This window comes from Bacillus cereus group sp. BfR-BA-01310 (genome assembly GCF_022664325.1).
Lineage (GTDB): Bacteria > Bacillota > Bacilli > Bacillales > Bacillaceae_G > Bacillus_A > Bacillus_A paramycoides.
The window spans coordinates 172,820-192,880 of the sequence record NZ_JAKUHD010000009.1 but is presented as its reverse complement, the minus strand read 5'-3'; the positions used below and the strand labels follow the sequence as shown (position 1 = coordinate 192,880).

Here is a 20,061-nt window from a genome sequence, read left to right as displayed (position 1 = left end):
CAACCAAATGGTCCCGTGGTGTAGTGGTTAACATGCCTGCCTGTCACGCAGGAGATCGCCGGTTCGACCCCGGTCGGGACCGCCATTTTAATAAGGCTCGGTAGCTCAGTCGGTAGAGCAGAGGACTGAAAATCCTCGTGTCGGCGGTTCGATTCCGTCCCGAGCCACCATTTTAATAAAATACGCCGGCTTAGCTCAATTGGTAGAGCAACTGACTTGTAATCAGTAGGTTGGGGGTTCAAGTCCTCTAGCCGGCACCATGTAAGTTTCGGAGGGGTAGCGAAGTGGCTAAACGCGGCGGACTGTAAATCCGCTCCTTCGGGTTCGGCAGTTCGAATCTGCCCCCCTCCACCATTTACATAGGGGCATAGTTTAAAGGTAGAACTGAGGTCTCCAAAACCTCCAGTGTGGGTTCGATTCCTACTGCCCCTGCCAAATATAAACACAACATGGCGGTTGTGGCGAAGTGGTTAACGCACCGGATTGTGGCTCCGGCATTCGTGGGTTCGATTCCCATCAGTCGCCCCATTTTTATTTTTAAAAATTACAAATAAATTAATGGATACTTACATATAATTAAGTAAAACTTCGGTGGGCTATAGCCAAGCGGTAAGGCAACGGACTTTGACTCCGTCATGCGCTGGTTCGAATCCAGCTAGCCCAGCCATTTTTGCGGAAGTAGTTCAGTGGTAGAATACAACCTTGCCAAGGTTGGGGTCGCGGGTTCGAATCCCGTCTTCCGCTCCATTTTAACTTCATATGGCGGCATAGCCAAGTGGTAAGGCAGAGGTCTGCAAAACCTTTACCACCGGTTCGAATCCGGTTGCCGCCTTTCTTATTATGCCGATGTGGCGGAATTGGCAGACGCGCACGACTCAAAATCGTGTTCCTTCGGGAGTGTCGGTTCGACCCCGACCATCGGTATCGTTGACTTCATAAAAAGGCTCTAACATTATTGTTAGAGTCTTTTTTGTTTTTTAGACATACCTAATGTTACTGGAGCTTTAACTAACCTCGGAGATCTTCCTGAATAGAAATAAAGGGAAATAAAAAACTTCTATTTAGGAAGTTTTTATTTTTGTTGTTAAAAGATGTTATTTGAGTGTTAAACTCGTAATAAACCTAGAAATTCATGTATAATATAATTTGTTGAATGAACAAAATGATAGTGATTTATATTATGTCAGTAATATGAATCAATAATGAACTTTTTACATTTATTTTAAAAAAGTGTTGAATAAACATTATATTTCATATTAATATTTTTATGTAGATTTAAAACGGGAAAGAGAGTGGAAAGTATGGGCCGTAAATGGAACAACATTAAAGACAAAAAAGCATCAAAAGATGCAAATACAAGCCGTATATACGCGAAATTTGGACGTGAAATTTATGTGGCAGCAAAACAAGGCGAACCAGATCCAGAATCAAACCAAACGCTAAGAGTTGTATTAGAGCGTGCGAAAACATACAATGTACCAAGAACCATTATTGATCGTGCGATTGAAAAAGCAAAAGGTGGTTCAGAAGAAAACTACGATGAGCTTCGTTACGAAGGGTTTGGACCAAATGGATCTATGGTAATTGTGGATACACTTACAAATAACGTAAACCGTACTGCAGCAGATGTACGAGCTGCATTTAGCAAAAACAGTGGTAACATGGGTGTAAACGGTTCTGTAGCTTACATGTTTGATGCGACAGCTGTTATTGGTCTTGAAGGTAAAACATCAGATGAAGTTCTTGAAATTTTAATGGAAGCAGATGTAGATGCGCGTGACATTCTAGAAGAAGAAGATTCTGTCATCGTTTATGCTGAACCTGATCAATTCCATTCAGTACAATCTGCACTTAAAGATGCTGGTGTTGAAGAATTTACAGTTGCAGAATTAACAATGCTTGCACAAAGTGATGTAACACTTCCTGAAGATGCTCAAGTACAATTTGAAAAAATGATTGATGCATTAGAAGATTTAGAAGATGTACAGCAAGTTTACCACAACGTAGACTTAGGAGAATAATATAAGACAGAAGACCCTTTCGTTTAACGAAATGGGTCTCTTTTTTATTGAATTAATTAAGATGATAAAGTTTTAAAGGTGTTTTGTTGTAGTTAGGGAATATGGTTATAGATTGTATATGAAATAATCGTATTTCTAGGAGGTATTTATGTGGAGCATAAAACACCAAAGCATATTGTTGCCGTAGCAGGTTATTTGACAAATGAGAAGAATGAGGTACTTTTAACGAAAGTGCACTGGCGAGCCGATACGTGGGAAATGCCTGGAGGACAGGTAGAAGAAGGAGAAGCACTCGATCAAGCTGTTTGTAGGGAGATAATGGAGGAAACGGGTTTAACTGTGAAGCCTATCGGAGTTACAGGGGTTTATTATAACGCTTCTATGCATATTTTAGCTGTTGTTTTTAAAGTGGCATATGTTAGTGGTGAAATAAAAATTCAACCTGAAGAAATAAAAGAAGCCAAATTTGTTGCTTTAAACGATGAGAACATCGATGAGTATATAACGCGTCCTCATATGAAATCAAGGACACTTGATGCGATGAAAGCAACGCATTTCATTCCATACGAAACATGGGAAGTTCAGCCGTATAATCTTATAGGAAGAATGTAAAGTTTAGGTTAGTTATTTGAGGACATCTCAAATTGCTAACCTTTTCTTTATGTATACTGTTTCAGAAAAAGGTCAAAATGATAAAGTGAAACTTTAATCAGTGGAGGGTGTTCATCCCCCTAAAAGCCCGTACCAATCGGGCTTTTAGGGGGAGTCCTACTGCCCGCAAATAGCGGGATAATACGAAGGATAGTCTTGATTTCAGGAACGTTTGTTCTGTATAATGATAATATATCGTATATAATTAGATTGCTAGATGTTTAAAAGTAAAAATTTATAGCTGATATAATAAAAGAATAAAGTATATATTAAGAGGCTTTTATAAGGGACTTAGTGCTGTCTTAAGCTCTTTACTTTGACTGGTTATTAAGGGAAATACTACGCCTGCAAATAATGAGGGAAATAATATATATTCAACATTTCATATGAGTAGTAGATAAAAAAGGACTGTGATACAATACATTTTTATACCTTACAATGTTGTAAGGTAGGTGTAAGAGAAATCGATGGGATATTCTTTTACAACAAGGTATTCTTAAGTTAAGAGTTATATATGCTGTGTGGAAAAGAGGTGTTCAAGATGAAAGAACGAGTATTATCTAGAGTGAACTATCATCAAAAAGTTGCATTGAATCCAATAACTAAATTTTTTTATAAAGCCATCATTTTATTATTATTGTTAAGTTGTACATTATTATTCATTGGAAATGTAATGATTGAGCGAAGTGATATTAGTAAATTGCAAGTACCCGCTAAGTTAGAGGTGCCAGAATCATTAACACACGCATTTATTGCGACGGAAGATAAAAGATTTTATCATCATAATGGTTTAGACTATATAGCAATTATTCGAGCGTCTATTGAAAATATAAAAGCTGGTGGTGTTGTGCAAGGAGGAAGCACGATTACACAGCAGTTATCTAAAAATGCTTTCTTATCTAATGAACGTACATTTTCTCGTAAGTGGAAAGAGATTTTTTATACGAAAAAAATTGAACGTACATTCACGAAAGATGAGATTTTAAAATTATACGTGAGTAATATTTACTACGGAGAAGGGGCATGGGGAATTGAAAAAGCAGCAAATCTTTACTTCGGTAAAAAGGTGAATCAATTAACGTTGGCTGAGAGTGCAATGATGGCTGCTGTAGTAAAAGCGCCAGCTTATTACTCACCTGCACAAAATTATGATAAAGCAGTAGAGAGACGAAATGTAGTTTTAAGACTAATGGAGAAAGAAGGATATATAAATCATGATGAATATGTGCAGGCAGTTAGTGAGAAATTAGTAATTCGTCATGATATAAAAACAGAGCAGTCCATGTTAAAAAATGCCCGTGAAAAAGCAGTAAGTTAAAAGAAGTTCCTATAGAGGAGCTTCTTTTTTTTGAATAAAATGTGACAAATGGCGACACAATATTGTCACAATTGTTGTGTTTTTGTAATTTATGTGAGCGTGTTCATTGCGTGACCTATGAAAGTATTGATATTATGTGTATTGTGTACAATGATGTATACAGAATATGAATTTAAAGAGGAATGTATATGAAATCATCAAACAAACTCATAGCTCTTGGTATAGTTTTTTCTATCGCAGTATTGATTGTAATCGGGACGATTGTGTATAGCATCATAAATGACAAAAAAGATAAAGGGAATGAGATGTTTGCTTATTCTACGCAACAATCTTTAGGGAAAGATGATGCTCCAGTTAAGGTAGTTGAATTTGGCGACTTTAAATGCCCAGCTTGTCGTACGTGGGATGCAACAGTATTACCACGATTAAAAGAAGAATATATTGATAAAGGCAAAGTCCAGTTATATTTCATTAACTTCCCATTTATCGGAAAAGATTCTGATTTAGGTGCAGCTGCTGGTGAAGCAATTTATAAACAAGATAAAGATTCATTCTGGATTTTCTATGATGAGATTTATCAAAGTCAAAAGAAAGATACGGAAGAATGGATTACAGAAGAATTACTTCTTAAGATTGTGCAAGACAAGCTTCCAAAAATTAATGTAGAACAATTTAAAAAAGATTTACACAGTAAAGAAATTAAAGACAAAGTACGTCAAGATTCAGATCGTGCTAAAAAATTAAATGTTCAAGGTGCTCCTTCAGTATATATAAATGGAAATCTTGCAAACCCTGATTTCGATAGTATGAAGAAGGCAATTGATAAAGAATTGAAAAAGTGATGAGTATCTCATCACTTTTTCGACTTTTTTCGATAAAATTCTTGCTTCGCATTTTTTTACATGCTATACTACTTTACATAAGTTATTTCAATATCTTATATTTATTTCATATTTGCGGGTGTAGTTTAGTGGTAAAACAAGAGCCTTCCAAGCTCTGGTCGAGAGTTCGATTCTCTTCACCCGCTCCAAATTTTATTTAATGTTTTTCTAATAAATTGTGATCAACGCAGTGTTTCGTTTCCAAGATAAACGAGGCATTGCGTTTTTTAATGTTTGAAAATCATAATTGTATGCGAAAATAGAAGTAAAGAATATTATTCCGAAAGTGAATTGCTAACCAATATAGTCGTTACATAAGGGATGGATTCATCGGAGGAGGCGATTAAGAATGGATTTTGAACAATTAAAGCAAGAAGTAATTGCGTATAGTAAAACGATTGGTATAGATAAAATAGGGTTTGCCAGTGCGTCACCATTTGAGGAATTAAAGCAGCGTCTAATCCAGCAACAACAATTAAATTATCAGTCTGGATTCGAAGAGCCTGACATAGAGAAGAGAACTAATCCACAGCTATTGTTACCTGGTGCGAAATCGATTATTGCGATTGCTTTAGCATATCCTTCAAAATTAAAAAATGCACCGTTAAGTAAGCGGGGAGAACGACGTGGGATTTTTTGTCGCGCTTCTTGGGGACAAGATTATCATCTTGTTTTACGAGATCGTTTGCAAAAGTTAGAGGCATATTTAATCGAAAAACTTCCGGATATAGAAGTGAAATCAATGGTTGATACAGGTGAGCTAAGTGATCGAGCTGTTTCAGAGCGTGCAGGTATTGGGTGGAGTGGTAAGAACTGCGCTATTATTACGCCTGAATTTGGTTCGTATGTATACTTAGGAGAAATGATTACGAATGTTCCATTTCCTCCTGATCAGCCAATAGAAGATCAGTGTGGAAGTTGTACGAAATGTATTGATATTTGTCCTACAGGTGCTTTAATACAAGGTGGACAGTTAGACTCGAAGAAATGTATCGCCTTTTTAACACAGACAAAAGGATTTCTGCCTGAAGAATATCGCGATAAAATAGGAAATCGTATATATGGGTGTGATACATGTCAGACTGTTTGTCCGAAAAATAAAGGAATGGATTTTCATAACCATCCTGAAATGGAGCCAGATCCTGAGTTAGTTAAACCGTTATTAACACCGCTTTTAACAATTAGTAATCGTGATTTTAAAGAGAAGTATGGAATTATGTCTGGTTCATGGAGAGGTAAAAAGCCATTGCAACGAAATGCCATTTTAGCACTTGCACATTTTAAAGAAACAGCAGCAATTCCTGATTTAATTGGTGTTATGAAAGATGACCCAAGGCCAGTACTTCGCGGAACAGCAGCATGGGCACTTGGGAAAATTGGTGGAGATGGAGTAGGCGAAGCCATTGAAAAAGCGATGGGACGCGAGAAGGACGAAGAGGTTCTTCATGAAATGAATCGTGGGCTTGAATTGTTAGCGCAGAAAAAAGAGTAGATAATATCTCCCTTTTTCATATTGTAATATGGGGGGGAGACTGAATGGTTGTAAAAGCGAGTGTTGAAAAGCAAGTGCAACAGTTTTTAGCATATATAACAGAGAAACGAACAGATGTGGATGGTATTGCTGAAGATTTATTACAAATGGTACAGAGAAAGAAACAATTGTTTCAAAAACGTAGTGCAGATATAGTGAAAGCAACTGCGGATATTTCTTTCAATAGACAATTGAATAGTGGTGAGCATCAAGAAATTGATTATCAAATACACTTGAAATATTTAATTAAGCATAAAGAATTATTTTATATCGAAGAGGAACAATTAAAACGACGAGTCTGTTTAAGCAATAGCCGTATAATAGATGATTATGCTATTGAAGTGCAAGAAGAGAGTGGAATAGGTGAGACGTTAGAGCGGGAAGTCACGAAAGAAAAATACGGTTCATATCAATATAATCGTTTAGAAGCAGTAAAATATGCAGAGCGCTGGTGGGATGATCGAAATCCTGCGTATCGTAATTTCCCTGATAATTGTACGAATTATATTTCGCAATGTCTTCATACTGGAGAAGTACCAATGAACGGGTATCCTAATATCCGTAAAGGATGGTGGCAAAGAGAAAACCAGTGGAGTTGGAGTTGGGCTGTAGCACACTCTTTTTATTGGTATTTGTCAGGCGCTACAACTGGTCTTCGAGCAGAAGCAGTAGAAAAGCCAGAAGACCTTATTCTTGGTGATGTAATTGTTTATGATTTCGAGGATGATGGTAGGTGGAATCATACGACGATTGTAGTAGCAAAAGATGCAGATGGGATGCCGCTTGTAAATGCACATTCAGCGAATAGCCGTCGGCGTTATTGGAATTATGAAGACTCTAGTAAATACACACCACAAATGAAATATAAATTCTTTCATATTATTAATGGGTAGAGATTTTTCGTTCAAGTGGTATAATACGTAGTAGACAAAAAATAGAGGTGAATATCGCGTGGGAGTACATGTTGTTTTATATCAACCAGAAATTCCAGCAAATACAGGAAATATTGCACGTACTTGTGCAGCAACTGGAACAGAATTACATTTGATTAGACCGCTTGGATTTTCAACGGATGACAAAATGTTAAAGCGTGCAGGATTAGATTATTGGCAGCACGTAAAAATTACGTATTATGATTCAATCGAAGAGTTTTATGAGAAAAATAAAGATGGTGAATTCTTCTATTTAACAAAGTATGGCGAGAAAGCTCATACAGCATTTGATTATAGCAAACGTGAGAAGGATTACTATTTCGTGTTTGGAAGAGAAACAAATGGATTACCAGCTAATGTAATTGAAGAAAACTTCGATCATTGTTTACGTATTCCAATGACGGATAAAGTACGTTCATTAAATTTATCTAATACAGCAGCAATTTTAATTTATGAAGCGTTCCGTCAACAAAATTATCCAGGATTAGATTTAGAAATCGTTTATTAAAAGTCGCCATTTGGCGACTTTTTTATTTAAATAAAAATAATATGTAATCATACATTTTAAAAAAGGTACATATTCATATAGAATGAGATATATGAATAAAAATAGAGAAGACGGGTTGAGATAAATATGAAAGAAAAATATAACAGTCAAAATACCTTTTTAAGTATGATAGATATGGATTTAATAAGACAAGGATTGTTACATGCTATTCAAGATTTAGTATTCATTGTGAAAGTTATTGATGATGAAACTTTTAAATATATATATGTGAATAAAATAGGGATGGATCACGCTAGGCTAAGCGAAGAGTGTTACGGAAAAACTTTTGCAGAAGTATTGCCAGAAGGTACGGCCAGAATATTACAAGGGCAATATGTAAAAGTAATGAAAGAAGCGAGAGCGCATACTTTTTGTGATGTAATCAGTTTACCAACTGGTGATATCCATTATGAATCTTCACTTAATCCAGTATACGATGTGGATGGAATATGCCAGTTTATTATTTGTATTACTAGGGATATTACAGCACAGGTTGAGGAAAAGGTGGAAATAGAGGGAAAACAAATGTTATTTAAGTCATTACTAGAATATAATAATGATTCCATTATATCTGTAGACTCTATTGGGAGAATTACATATGCAAATCCAGCAACGTATGAAATATTTGGATATAGATATGAAGAGCTAAGTAATCAATTTGTTTTTCAGTTTATAAATAAGGAATATGAAGAAGCTTTTCAAACTATATTTAAGGGGGCTTTACAGGGAAGGGCAAAACAAGTCGTTGCAAAGAAATATGTTCATAAAGAAGGATATGAGCTTTATATTTCTGTGAGAACTATCCCGATTATTGTGAATGGTGAAATTGTTGGGGTATATATTGTTACGAGAGACGTTACAATGCAAGTATTAAATGAAATGAAAACAGAATATTTGGCTTACTATGATCAGTTAACAGGGCTAATGAATAGAATTTCATGTACAAATAAATTAAATGTTCTTTTAAATGATAATAAAGAGTTTGCTCTTGTTTTTATAGATTTAGATGAATTTCACCTAATTAATGATACATTTGGTCATAAAGAAGGAGATCAAGTATTAAAAAAAGTCACGGAATACTTACGAAACCAACAAATAGAAGGTATGCACTTATTTAGAGAACACGATGATCAATTTGTTATGTTAATAGAAAATATAACGAAAGAATGCGTAGAGGAAGTTGCACAAACTATACTAAAGAAAATTAGTGAGCATTTTGTAATAGAGGAAGAGGATGTTTATTTAAGTGCATCAATTGGGATTGTAATGGCCCCAAAAGATGGAGTGGATGAAAAAATGCTTTTCCAAAGAGTCGACGCAGCTTTGGAGAAAGCAAAAGAAAAAGGAAAAGGGCATTATTATTTTTATTGTAATGGATTAGATTGTGAACGTGAACAAAGGTTTGTAATAGAAAACCAGTTGCATCGTGCTATAGAGAAAAAGGAATTTTTCCTATATTATCAACCTCAAATCAATATTGAAACAGAAACGATAGCGAGTATGGAAGCGCTAATAAGGTGGGAGAATAAGGGGCTGGGTCTCGTCCCACCAAATCAATTTATTCCACTTGCTGAAAGAACAGGGTTTATTATTAAACTTGATGAATGGGTAGTACATCAAGTTTGTAAGCAAATACGTGAATGGTTAAATAAAGGATATGAAGTTGTACCGATTGCAGTTAATATTTCGGCCAGACATTTTCGTTCTATTACATTAATAGAGATGATTACACGAGCTTTAAAAAAGTACAATGTGCCACCTCATTTATTATCAATAGAAGTTACAGAAGGGGCCCTTATACATAAAGATTTATCGAAAAGAGTGTTATTACAGTTAAAAGAACAAAATTTAAAGATTCATTTAGATGATTTTGGAACGGGATATTCATCTTTAAGTTATTTAAAAACATATCCAATTGATACGTTAAAAATTGATCGTTCTTTTATGGAAGGTATATATAAAGATGAAAGAGATACGAATATTACGGCTGCAATTATTCATTTAGCACATACTCTAGGATTAAATGTAATTGCAGAAGGAGTGGAGAAAGCGGAACAAATACAATTTTTAAAGGAGAAGAATGTGAAACTCGTACAGGGTTATTATTATAATCGCCCTTTATCGATATGCGATGTGGAAAATATTTATTTTAAATAATTTAAAAAAACGAGAAAAAAGTGATGTGCTAAAAAGCACATCACTTTTTATGTGTACCTGGTTTATCGTTATAACCGGATGTGAAAATAGCTGTAAGAAATGTAATTGATACACCTAAAATTAATAATAACTTCATACTAATTTCCTCCTTACTTTTTCGGTTGACGAATTCTATTTATTAATCGAAATGTATGTAAGGTTCTTAGAAGAAAAGAATTTAATAAAAATGAATAGCAAGTTAAAAACGTTAATACCTTTATTATACAGAATTTTCTTTGAATTTTGGAGAGAATTTTATAGCGCTATTATATATTTCGTTTTGATTTAAAGAATGTTTAAGGACATCCTAGCATACCTTTTATAATAATCCGATTGAACAAGGAGATGGGGGAGGAGCTATAATGGATATTCTAAAAAAGATTGAACAGCATCGAGCAGCAGAAGAACGTTTACAATGGGAAGGTACGTTTGCGGAGTATTTGGAGCTTGTGAAAGAAAGACCATGGGTGGCTCAAACAGCACACTCTCGCATTTACAATATGATAAAAGATGCTGGTATTGAAGAAGTTGATGGTAGAAGAAAATATAACTTCTTTAGTAATCAACTATTTGGATTAGAGGATGCCTTAGAACGCCTTGTGGAAGAATATTTTCATCCGTCTGCAAAAAGATTAGATGTTAGAAAGCGTATTTTATTATTAATGGGTCCTGTCAGTGGAGGGAAATCAACATTAGTTACGATGTTGAAACGAGGATTAGAAACATACTCACGAACAGATCGTGGAGCGATCTTTGCAATTAAAGGCTGTCCGATGCATGAAGATCCACTTCATTTAATTCCACATCATTTACGGGATGATTTCTTTGATGAGTATGGAGTAAGAATTGAAGGGAATTTATCACCATTAAATGTTATGCGTCTAGAGCAAGAATATGGATCAAGAATTGAGGATGTAGTTGTAGAGCGTATTTTCTTCTCTGAAGATCGCCGTACAGGGATTGGTACATTTAGTCCGTCTGATCCAAAATCACAAGATATTGCCGATTTAACAGGTAGTCTAGATTTTTCAACCATTGCAGAATATGGTTCAGAATCAGATCCACGTGCGTATCGATTTGATGGAGAATTAAATAAGGCGAACCGCGGTATGATGGAATTCCAAGAGATGCTAAAGTGTGATGAGAAATTTTTATGGCATTTATTATCACTTACGCAAGAAGGGAATTTCAAAGCAGGAAGATTTGCGCTTATTTCAGCAGATGAATTAATTGTAGCGCATACGAACGAAACAGAGTATCGCTCATTTATAGCAAATAAGAAAAATGAAGCATTGCATTCACGAATTATTGTAATGCCAGTTCCATATAATTTACGGGTGAGTGAAGAGGAACATATTTATGAAAAAATGATTCGTGAAAGTGATGTATCCAATGTCCACATTGCACCACATACACTTCGAGTTGCAGCAATGTTCACTATTTTAACTCGTTTAAAAGATCCGAAGCGTCCGGATATTGATTTAATTAAAAAGATGCGTTTATATGATGGAGAAACGGTAGAAGGTTATAATGCGATTGATGTAGAGGAGCTGCAACGCGAATATCAAGATGAAGGTATGAAGGGTATTGATCCTCGATATGTCATTAACCGAATTTCTTCTACAATTATTCGAAAAGAGGTACCATCTATTAACGCGTTAGATGTACTTAGATCTTTAAAAGATGGGTTGGATCAGCATCCATCGATTAGTAATGAAGATCGAGAGCGTTATATGAATTTCATCTCATTAGCGAGAAAAGAATACGATGAAATTGCTAAGAAAGAAGTACAAAAAGCGTTTGTTTATTCATACGAAGAATCAGCTAAGACACTTATGGATAATTACTTAGATAACGTCGAAGCGTACTGCAATAAATCAAAATTACGTGATCCGTTAACGGGTGAAGAAATGAGCCCGGATGAAAAACTTATGCGTTCGATTGAAGAGCAAATTGGAATTTCAGAAAATGCTAAGAAAGCATTCCGTGAAGAAATTTTAATTCGTATTTCTGCTTATGCACGTAAAGGAAAACGCTTTGATTATAATTCACACGAACGTCTTCGTGAAGCGATTCAGAAAAAACTATTTGCTGATTTAAAAGATATAGTGAAAATTACAACATCAACGAAAACACCGGACGAAAATCAGCTTAAGAAAATCAATGATGTTGTTGCACGCTTAATTGATGAGCATGGCTATAATTCTTCATCTGCGAATGAACTGTTACGCTATGTAGGTAGTTTGTTAAATCGATAGTCTGATAATAAAAACGCTGTCTCTTGTTCTCGGGACAGCGTTTTTTTATCCACTGATATTTGTAAAAAGTGTCATAGCTTGTCCAAATATAATAAATTAAGATGCAATTTCATGAATTTATTGTCAATTATTTTTACAATATGCATATGATAGAGTAACCAACCATTCATACGAAAAAAGCCAACACAATACAATATGTTGCAAAGCGGAGATGTGTGCAACAATGCGTTGTGTTTCTTTCTTATCAACGGCTGAATGTTTCTTTCTATTATGTGAGTGGCAAAATTTTGTTTAAGATGCTCGGAGTATTGTGCGAAAAATAATTGATATGTTTATGGGATGAGTTTCGATGAACAGTTACTTTTCAAATATTCTAGTTATGCACACTAGAAAACAAAATTATAGATTGCTGTTCATATGAGAGAAAAATACAGTAAGGAGGGAAAGGCATGGGCGAAGAAAATCAACCAAATTATACGATTTCACAGGAAAACTGGTCCCTCCATCGCAAAGGATATGACGACCAACAACGCCATCAGGAAAAAGTACAAGAAGCAATTAAAAATAATTTACCAGACCTTGTAACAGAAGAAAATATTGTTATGTCTAATGGTAGGGATGTTGTGAAAATACCGATTCGTTCTTTAGATGAATATAAGATTAGATATAATTATGATAAAAATAAACATGTAGGGCAAGGAAACGGTGATAGCAAAGTTGGGGATGTCGTTGCGAGAGATGGATCAGGTGGTCAAAAGCAGAAAGGACCAGGAAAAGGGCAAGGAGCAGGAGATGCAGCTGGGGAAGATTATTATGAAGCGGAAGTTTCAATTTTAGAATTAGAGCAAGCGTTTTTCAAAGAGTTAGAGCTGCCTAATTTAAAGCGAAAAGAAATGGATGAAAACCGAATTGAGCACATTGAATTTAATGATATTAGAAAAACAGGATTATGGGGAAATATTGATAAGAAACGAACGATGATATCCGCATATAAACGAAATGCAATGCGTGGTAAAGCATCTTTCCATCCGATTCACCAAGAAGATTTAAAGTTCCGTACTTGGAATGAAGTGTTAAAGCCAGATTCGAAAGCTGTTGTATTAGCGATGATGGATACGAGTGGATCGATGGGAATATGGGAGAAGTATATGGCACGTAGCTTCTTCTTTTGGATGACAAGATTTTTACGCACAAAATATGAAACAGTTGATATTGAGTTTATTGCACATCATACGGAAGCGAAAGTCGTCACAGAAGAAGAGTTTTTCTCAAAAGGTGAGAGCGGCGGAACAATATGTTCTTCTGTATATAAAAAAGCACTTGAGTTAATCGATAATAAATATTCACCAGATCGCTATAATATTTATCCATTCCATTTTTCAGACGGTGATAATTTAACTTCGGATAATGCTAGATGCGTAAAGCTTGTGGAAGAGTTGATGAAGAAGTGTAATATGTTTGGTTATGGGGAAGTGAACCAGTACAACCGCCACAGTACGCTTATGTCGGCATATAAAAATATTAAAGATGAGAATTTCAGATATTATATTTTAAAGCAAAAAGCAGATGTATTTCATGCAATGAAAAGCTTTTTTAGAGAAGAATCTGGAGAGAAAATGGCATAACCCCTTAAAAGGGGTTAATTTTTTGTAAACTTTTTATTTTTTAGTCTACAATGAAAAACATTGTCATTTATTCGAGAAATGATTACATTTTGATTTATATATTTATGAAGGAAATGAAATTATTGAACGGTTAGGTGATACAAATAAATTATTTGTAAGTAAGGAGAATGATAAGTTAGAAGGTTATGTATATGTTGAAGTAAATCCGCAGTTTCATGAAGCAAATATCGAATTTATTGCAACTGCTGTAAATAGTAGGAGAAAAGGTGTTGGAGCGTGTTTATTACAAGCTGCAATTCAGTATATTTTCTCCTTCCAAGGGATGGAAGAGATAGAACTATGTTTGAATACGAATAATGAAAGTGCTATGAAATTGTATAAGAAAGTAGGTTTTGAAGAGAAGTCATGTTTACAGCACTATATAATAGAGTAAAAAACCCATTCGTATGAAAATTACATTTCATACGAATGGGTTTTTAAAATTTACTTTTCCACTTTCAGTAATAACGGATTCAGGACTAATTTGAGGCACGAATTCTTCTTTTAAATGCTTGTTATATAGTGTGTGGAGGAAGTTTTCTTTACCTAGTTTTTCAAGCTCTTTATTTACCCAATCATGCAAAAAGTTCGTTCACTATATGGTCAAAATGTATAAAGAAATAATATGAAATATTGCATTTTACATTATTTTATCTGGATAATATGTTAACTTCTTGAATGGAATATTTAAATAGGAGGAAATAGTGTGAACAAGAAATCAAAGTTCAATAAAGTGATGCTTAGTATTAGTACAATGGCTCTATCGTTAGGAGTAATTCAAACTCATGTGTCAGCGGAAGAAAAAGTACCATATAACGTGTTGAAATCGAAACCGGTCGGAATTGAAAAAACAGTAGATGAGATTGGACATGCTTCGAAAGTTGATGAAACATTATCGTTTCAAGAACGTTTAAAAGTAGGAGACTTTTCACAACGTCCAGCACCTATTATGAAAAGTTCAGTAAGAAAACAAGTTAAAGAAAACTATTCAATGGCTGATTTAAACAAAATGAGTCATCAAGAGTTAATTGAAACGTTAGGGAGTATTAAGTGGAATCAAATTACAGATTTATTCCAGTTTAATGAAGACGCAAAAGCTTTCTATCAAGACAAAGGAAGAATGCAAGTAATTATAGATGAATTAGCTCATAGAGGTAGTACATTTACGAAAGATGATTCAAAGGGAATTCAAACATTTACTGAAGTATTACGTTCGGCTTTTTACCTTGCATTTTATAATAAAGAATTAAGCGATTTAAATGAAAGAAGCTTTCAGGACAAATGTTTACCAGCGTTAAAAGCTATTGCAAAAAATCCAAACTTTAAGCTTGGAACAAATGAGCAAGATACAGTCGTATCTGCATACGGTAAATTAATTAGTAATGCATCAAGTGATGTTGAAACAGTGCAATATACAGCTAATATTTTAAAACAATATAATGATAATTTCCATGCATATGTAGAAGATCGTATGAAAGGACAAGCTGTATACGATCTTATGCAAGGTATTGATTATGATATGCAATCTTATTTATTTGAAACTCGTAAAGAGGCAAAAGATACAATGTGGTATGGAAAAGTAGATGGATTTATTAATGAGATTAATCGCATTGCTCTTCTAAATCAAGTAACATCAGAAAATAAGTGGCTTATAAATAATGGGATTTATTTTGCTAGTCGTTTAGGAAAGTTTCATAGTAATCCAAATAAGGGCTTAGAAGTTGTAACACAAGCAATGTATATGTATCCACGTCTAAGTGAATCGTATTTTGTTGCAGTAGAACAAATTACAACAAACTATAACGGGAAAGATTATAGCGGGAATACGGTAGACTTAGAGAAGATACGTAAAGAAGGAAAAGAGCAATACTTACCAAAAACGTACACATTTGACGATGGATCCATTGTGTTTAAAACAGGGGATAAAGTATCAGAAGAAAAAATTAAGAGATTGTATTGGGCAGCGAAAGAAGTAAAGGCGCAATATCACCGTGTAATCGGTAATGATAAAGCTTTAGAACAAGGTAATGCCGACGATGTATTAACGATAGTAATCTATAACACTCCAGATGAATATCAGTTAAATAGACAACTGTACGGATATGAGACAAACAACGGTGGAATTTATATTGAAGAGACAGGTACATTCTTTACATATGAGCGTACGCCAGAGCAAAGTATTTATAGTTTAGAAGAGTTATTCCGTCATGAGTTTACTCATTATCTTCAAGGAAGATATGAGGTTCCAGGTTTATTTGGAAGAGGAGATATGTATCAAAATGAAAGATTAACTTGGTTCCAAGAAGGGAATGCGGAATTTTTTGCGGGATCTACCCGTACGAATAACGTTGTACCGAGAAAGAGCATAATTAGTGGATTATCATCTGACCCTGCAAGCCGTTATACAGCAGAGCGTACACTATTTGCTAAATATGGTTCTTGGGATTTCTATAACTACTCGTTCGCATTGCAGTCTTACTTATATACTCATCAATTTGAAGCGTTTGATAAAATTCAAGATTTAATTCGTGCGAATGACGTGAAAAATTATGATAAGTATCGTGAGACCTTAAGTAAAGATCCTAGATTAAATAAAGAGTATCAAGAGTATATGCAGCAGTTAATTGATAATCAAGATAAGTATAATGTACCTGAAGTATCAGATGATTATTTAGCTGAACATGCACCGAAAGCGTTAGCAGAAGTGAAGAAGGAAATTAACGATACGTTGCATATGAAAGATGCAAAAATGACAAAACATACATCTCAATTCTTCAATACATTTACATTAGAAGGTACGTATACAGGTAGTGTAACGAAGGGTGAATCAGAAGATTGGAAAGCAATGAGCAAAAGAGTAAATGAAGCTTTAGAACAATTAGCGCAAAAAGAATGGAGTGGCTACAAAACTGTTACAGCATACTTCGTCAATTATCGTGTGAATGCTTCAAATGAATTTGAATATGATGTAGTCTTCCATGGTATTGCAAAAGATGAAGAAGAAAATAAAGCTCCGACGGTTAATATAAATGGTCCTTATAATGGGCTTGTAAAAGAAGGAATTCAATTTAAGAGCGATGGTTCAAACGATGAAGATGGAAAAATTGTTTCTTATTTATGGGACTTCGGGGATAGAAGCACAAGTACAGAAGTTAATCCAGTACATGCATATGAAAGAGAAGGCACTTATAAAGTAACGTTAAGAGTAAAAGATGATAAAGGTAAAGAGAGTAAAATTGAAACAACTGTTACGATTACAGATGGAAGTTTAACAGAATCAGAACCAAATAATCGTCCAGAGGAAGCCAATCGTATCGGGTTAAATACTACTATAAAAGGTAGCCTTATCGGCGTGGATCACACCGATGTTTATACATTTAATGTGGCATCAGCGAAAGATATCGACATTTCTGTTTTAAATGAGCATGGAATCGGGATGACATGGGTACTTCACCATGAATCAGATATGCAAAATTACGCAGCTTACGGTCAAGCTAATGGAAATCATATAGAAGCAAAATTTAATGCAAAACCAGGTAAGTATTACTTGTATGTATATAAATATGATAATGGCGATGGAGCGTACGCATTATCAGTAAAATAAGTGCTCTTCCAATGTATGTTTAACTTTACTTTTTGTGGAAAATAATATATTATATAGATATATAATATATCGGTTATTTTCTAGGAGGAGCCTGTCACAATAGGTTTCTCCTGTTCTTTTTTAGAGGCCTGTCTTACAGGCTTTTCTTTAAAGGGTAAATAACTGAAAATTAAGAATGATAATCTTTGAAAGAGGTGGGGCATACACATAACAAAAAAGGGATTGTTTAAGAAAGGGGGATAAGAAATGGTCTTGTTTGGTTATCCACTTGAAACAATTTATTTATATGGATTTATTATTGCTACTATACTCACTGTTATTTATATTTTCTTTGGAGATATATTTGAATCAATATTTAGTTTTGGGGGCGGATCTGTATCCGTTGTTACTTTACTACTTAGTTTCTTCGCCATGTTATGTGGACTTAGTTATATAGGAGAATATTTATTTTCCTTTAATAGTACTATTATTTTTGCTGGTTCATTTGCTATATCTTTCATCGGTGTTTTCATAATGAAAATATTAATTTTAAAACCGATTGCAGAAGCAGAACAAAACACTGTGCAACGTATGGATGAATTCATTGGTTGCAAGGGAGAAGTCATTACGACAATTCCTACAGAAGGATTTGGAGAAGTGTTAATCTCCTCTAAATTTGGAAGTAATGCAATACCAGCGAAAACAATTGGAAAGAAAGATATTTCACAAGGAACCGAGGTCATTATTGAGGGAGTTCAAGATGGTGTTTTACTTGTACAGAACATCGCTTATTCTTTAAAAAAACCAAAATTATAAGGGGGAATTTACATGACGATTCCATTAATTATCGGTGGAGTTTTACTCGCAATTTTAATTCTACTCATTTTAGTATTCATTACGAAGTATCGAACAGTTGGCCCAGATGAAGCATTAATTGTGACAGGGAACTGGCTTGGTGGTGGAAAGAATGTTGTTACCACTGATGACGGAAAGAAGATTAAGATTATCCGCGGCGGTGGTACTTTCGTAGTTCCAATTATGCAAAGAGGAGAGCCTCTTAGCTTATTAAACTACAAATTAGAAGTTGGAACACGTGATACGTATACGAAACAAGGTGTACCGATTACAGTAAACGGTGTTTCTATTATTAAGGTAGGATCGACAATTGAAGAAGTTTCTACAGCAGCTGAACAATATTTAGGAAAAGAAACGGAAGAGTTAAAAATAGAAGCAAAAGAAGTTTTAGAAGGGCATCTACGTGCTATTTTATCTTCTATGACAGTAGAAGATGCTTATAGTAATAGAGAGCAATTCGCACAAAAGGTACATGAAGTAGCTTCTACTGATTTGAAGAAGATGGGACTTCGTATTGTTTCCTTTACAATTAAAGAAATAATGGATAAAAACGGCTACTTAGATGCACTTGGTCAGCCACAAATTGCAATGGTTAAGCGTGATGCAACAGTTGCAAATGCAGAGCGTGAAAAAGAGGCACGAATTGAAAAAGCTCGTGCTGAGAAAGAAGCAAAAGAAGCAGAATATCAACGTGATGCACAAATCGCTGAAGCTGAAAAACATAAGGAATTAAAAGTGCAGTCTTATAAGAGAGATCAAGAACAAGCTCGTGCAGATGCGGATCTTTCTTACGAATTACAACAGGCGAAAGCGCAACAAGGTGTTACAGAAGAGCAAATGCGAGTTAAAATCATTGAGCGTGAAAAGCAAATTGAATTAGAAGAAAAAGAGATTGCGCGTCGTGAAAAGCAATATGATGCAGAAGTAAAGAAAAAGGCAGATGCAGATCGCTATGCTGTTGAACAATCAGCTGAAGCGGAAAAAGTAAAACAAATGAAAAAAGCAGATGCGGATCAATATAAAATTGAGGCAGAAGCAAGAGCACGTGCAGAAGAAGTTCGTGTGGAAGGTTTAGCAAAAGCAGAAATTGAAAAAGCACAAGGTCAGGCGAAGGCAGAAGTACAAAAGGCACAAGGTACAGCGGAAGCAGATGTTATTAGGTTAAAAGGTTTAGCAGAAGCAGAAGCGAAACAAAAAATTGCAGAAGCATTTGAATTATATGGGCAAGCCGCGATTATGGATATGGTCCTTAAAATGCTTCCAAGTTATGCGAAAGAAATTGCAAGTCCACTTAGTAACATTGATAAGATTACAGTTGTCGATACAGGCGGCGGTGGTAAGAATAGCGGTGCTGGAAAAGTTGCGGGTTATGCGACTGATTTAATGGCAACGATGCAGGAGACATTAAAAGCTTCTTCTGGTATTGATTTAAAAGAATTACTAGAAGGATTCGCTGGAAAAGGTGCCGTGCAGCAATTATCAAACGATAAACCTGTCGTATCAGTAGTAGAAAATGAGAAAAAAGAAGTAGAAAAAGATAGAGAATAGTAAAATAGGAAGAACCTCTAGTAAATATGATACTAGAGGTTCTTCCATGAAATGTAATATTTCGAATAATACAACA

The 20,061-nt window shown here is 34.9% G+C and carries 13 protein-coding genes, 11 tRNA genes and 1 pseudogene; all 25 read left to right on the top strand.

The genetic code is table 11. The annotated features are described in order from the left end of the window. Positions 1–9 precede the first annotated feature (9 nt). The 25 genes and pseudogenes from MR109_RS18835 (at position 10) to MR109_RS18715 (ending at position 19,985) form a co-directional block, all read left to right on the top strand. Positions 10–85: transfer RNA gene (locus tag MR109_RS18835), tRNA-Asp, on the top strand. Positions 86–94: 9 nt separating this feature from the next. Then, positions 95–170 (top strand) — tRNA-Phe (locus tag MR109_RS18830). 14 nt (positions 171–184) lie between these two features. Beyond that, positions 185–260, top strand: a tRNA-Thr gene (locus MR109_RS18825). A 10-nt stretch (positions 261–270) separates the two neighbouring features. Next, positions 271–354, top strand: a tRNA-Tyr gene (locus MR109_RS18820). A 7-nt stretch (positions 355–361) separates the two neighbouring features. Beyond that, a tRNA-Trp gene (locus MR109_RS18815) sits at positions 362–435 on the top strand. A 17-nt stretch (positions 436–452) separates the two neighbouring features. Then, positions 453–528, top strand: a tRNA-His gene (locus MR109_RS18810). Between the two features lie 64 nt (positions 529–592). Next, positions 593–667: transfer RNA gene (locus MR109_RS18805), tRNA-Gln, on the top strand. A 5-nt stretch (positions 668–672) separates the two neighbouring features. Further along, positions 673–747, top strand: a tRNA-Gly gene (locus tag MR109_RS18800). Between the two features lie 14 nt (positions 748–761). Continuing rightward, positions 762–832, top strand: a tRNA-Cys gene (locus MR109_RS18795). A gap of 10 nt (positions 833–842) precedes the next feature. Further along, positions 843–924: transfer RNA gene (locus tag MR109_RS18790), tRNA-Leu, on the top strand. Between the two features lie 377 nt (positions 925–1,301). Beyond that, a complete protein-coding gene (locus tag MR109_RS18785) occupies positions 1,302–2,021 on the top strand; it encodes a YebC/PmpR family DNA-binding transcriptional regulator (protein WP_002174764.1) in 720 nt (239 codons plus the stop codon). Positions 2,022–2,171: 150 nt separating this feature from the next. Further along, positions 2,172–2,633 (top strand): NUDIX hydrolase, encoded by a 462-nt coding sequence (locus MR109_RS18780; RefSeq protein ID WP_242273497.1) that lies wholly within the window; start codon positions 2,172–2,174, stop codon positions 2,631–2,633. A gap of 580 nt (positions 2,634–3,213) precedes the next feature. Next, on the top strand, positions 3,214–3,990 hold the full coding sequence (locus MR109_RS18775) for a transglycosylase domain-containing protein (RefSeq protein WP_002174766.1): 777 nt from the start codon (positions 3,214–3,216) through the stop codon (positions 3,988–3,990). A gap of 188 nt (positions 3,991–4,178) precedes the next feature. Continuing rightward, on the top strand, positions 4,179–4,832 hold the full coding sequence (locus tag MR109_RS18770) for a DsbA family protein (protein ID WP_242273495.1): 654 nt from the start codon (positions 4,179–4,181) through the stop codon (positions 4,830–4,832). A 114-nt stretch (positions 4,833–4,946) separates the two neighbouring features. Then, positions 4,947–5,020, top strand: a tRNA-Gly gene (locus tag MR109_RS18765). Between the two features lie 200 nt (positions 5,021–5,220). After that, complete coding sequence (gene queG, locus MR109_RS18760; RefSeq protein ID WP_002174768.1) at positions 5,221–6,363, top strand: tRNA epoxyqueuosine(34) reductase QueG; 1,143 nt, start codon at positions 5,221–5,223, stop codon at positions 6,361–6,363. A gap of 44 nt (positions 6,364–6,407) precedes the next feature. Continuing rightward, complete coding sequence (locus MR109_RS18755; RefSeq protein WP_242273494.1) at positions 6,408–7,295, top strand: amidase domain-containing protein; 888 nt, start codon at positions 6,408–6,410, stop codon at positions 7,293–7,295. A gap of 58 nt (positions 7,296–7,353) precedes the next feature. After that, positions 7,354–7,842: a tRNA (uridine(34)/cytosine(34)/5-carboxymethylaminomethyluridine(34)-2'-O)-methyltransferase TrmL gene (gene trmL, locus MR109_RS18750; RefSeq protein WP_000538147.1), complete on the top strand. Its 489-nt coding sequence runs from the start codon at positions 7,354–7,356 to the stop codon at positions 7,840–7,842. 126 nt (positions 7,843–7,968) lie between these two features. After that, entirely contained in the window at positions 7,969–10,038 is a 2,070-nt protein-coding gene (locus MR109_RS18745) for a sensor domain-containing protein (RefSeq protein WP_242273493.1), read from the top strand. A gap of 401 nt (positions 10,039–10,439) precedes the next feature. Then, complete coding sequence (locus MR109_RS18740; RefSeq protein ID WP_000353273.1) at positions 10,440–12,335, top strand: PrkA family serine protein kinase; 1,896 nt, start codon at positions 10,440–10,442, stop codon at positions 12,333–12,335. Positions 12,336–12,784: 449 nt separating this feature from the next. Then, positions 12,785–13,960: a sporulation protein YhbH gene (yhbH, locus tag MR109_RS18735; RefSeq protein WP_002174772.1), complete on the top strand. Its 1,176-nt coding sequence runs from the start codon at positions 12,785–12,787 to the stop codon at positions 13,958–13,960. Between the two features lie 103 nt (positions 13,961–14,063). Further along, positions 14,064–14,393, top strand: a pseudogene (locus MR109_RS18730) (GNAT family N-acetyltransferase); the annotation flags it as partial. Positions 14,394–14,705: 312 nt separating this feature from the next. Continuing rightward, positions 14,706–17,603, top strand: coding sequence for a collagenase ColA (gene colA / locus MR109_RS18725; protein WP_242273491.1), 2,898 nt, complete (start codon positions 14,706–14,708; stop codon positions 17,601–17,603). 246 nt (positions 17,604–17,849) lie between these two features. Continuing rightward, positions 17,850–18,398: an NfeD family protein gene (locus MR109_RS18720; protein ID WP_002174774.1), complete on the top strand. Its 549-nt coding sequence runs from the start codon at positions 17,850–17,852 to the stop codon at positions 18,396–18,398. A gap of 12 nt (positions 18,399–18,410) precedes the next feature. Continuing rightward, positions 18,411–19,985 carry a flotillin family protein gene (locus MR109_RS18715; RefSeq protein ID WP_002174775.1) on the top strand — a complete coding sequence of 525 codons (1,575 nt, stop codon included), beginning with the start codon at positions 18,411–18,413 and terminating at the stop codon, positions 19,983–19,985. The last annotated feature ends 76 nt before the right edge of the window (positions 19,986–20,061 follow it).

Bases quoted from the DNA above. Each gene is read 5' to 3' on its own strand.
- MR109_RS18785 (WP_002174764.1), top strand. From the start codon at position 1,302: ATGGGCCGTAAATGGAACAACATTAAAGACAAAAAAGCATCAAAAGAT.
- MR109_RS18775 (WP_002174766.1), top strand. From the start codon at position 3,214: ATGAAAGAACGAGTATTATCTAGAGTGAACTATCATCAAAAAGTTGCA.
- MR109_RS18770 (WP_242273495.1), top strand. From the start codon at position 4,179: ATGAAATCATCAAACAAACTCATAGCTCTTGGTATAGTTTTTTCTATC.
- queG (WP_002174768.1), top strand. From the start codon at position 5,221: ATGGATTTTGAACAATTAAAGCAAGAAGTAATTGCGTATAGTAAAACG.
- MR109_RS18755 (WP_242273494.1), top strand. From the start codon at position 6,408: ATGGTTGTAAAAGCGAGTGTTGAAAAGCAAGTGCAACAGTTTTTAGCA.
- MR109_RS18745 (WP_242273493.1), top strand. From the start codon at position 7,969: ATGAAAGAAAAATATAACAGTCAAAATACCTTTTTAAGTATGATAGAT.
- MR109_RS18740 (WP_000353273.1), top strand. From the start codon at position 10,440: ATGGATATTCTAAAAAAGATTGAACAGCATCGAGCAGCAGAAGAACGT.
- yhbH (WP_002174772.1), top strand. From the start codon at position 12,785: ATGGGCGAAGAAAATCAACCAAATTATACGATTTCACAGGAAAACTGG.
- MR109_RS18720 (WP_002174774.1), top strand. From the start codon at position 17,850: ATGGTCTTGTTTGGTTATCCACTTGAAACAATTTATTTATATGGATTT.
- MR109_RS18715 (WP_002174775.1), top strand. From the start codon at position 18,411: ATGACGATTCCATTAATTATCGGTGGAGTTTTACTCGCAATTTTAATT.